The following is a 555-nucleotide window of genomic DNA, read 5'->3' as shown; positions in this document are numbered from 1 at the left end:
AGTTTCTTAGGTGTTAATCCTGCTCTTGCAGATCCAAATGTTGAGATAGATCCGAAAACAATGGAAAAAGAACATATTGCGATTGTAGAAGATGAACCTCTTATCTTGGTGCTTCAAAGTTTTACTGACACTGTTGAAAAGGCAAACTTCCTTTATGCAAAGAGTAATGAACATTTAGGATGCCTTGTAATTTCTCTGTTACCTAATACACCTTTAAGTGATTTTGATAGAGACCTTTTTGTTAAAAAGTATCTTGCAGAGAAGTCAACTTATGTTACCGAGTTGAAGCACAAGATTGAAGAGGCACTCAGTCATGCACAGGAATACGGATCAAGAGAAGCTACTTATGACAAAAAAGTTGAGGATATAATTTTCGGAAAACAAGAACAGGAAGGTGATAGATAAGTGAGCCAACCAGTAGATAAGAAAAACTATATTAAACCAAAAGTACCGCTTGCTCAATACGAGACTCAAACACGCCTTCATTGGTTTACAATTATCTTATTCATTTTTATCTTTTTCTTCTTATACAAGGCATTCTATGCTTATGTTTAT

At 34.6% G+C, this 555-nt stretch carries 1 protein-coding gene; it reads left to right on the top strand.

The window, feature by feature from the left end:
- On the top strand, nucleotides 1–405 hold a 405-nt coding region (locus tag ACP5P5_RS13745), incomplete at its 5' end, for a hypothetical protein (RefSeq protein WP_428286685.1).
- Between the last annotated feature and the right edge of the window lie 150 nt (nucleotides 406–555).

This window comes from Hydrotalea sp., assembly GCF_049968455.1.
GTDB lineage: Bacteria > Bacteroidota > Bacteroidia > Chitinophagales > Chitinophagaceae > Hydrotalea.
This window is presented reverse-complemented; position numbering and strand designations above follow the sequence as displayed.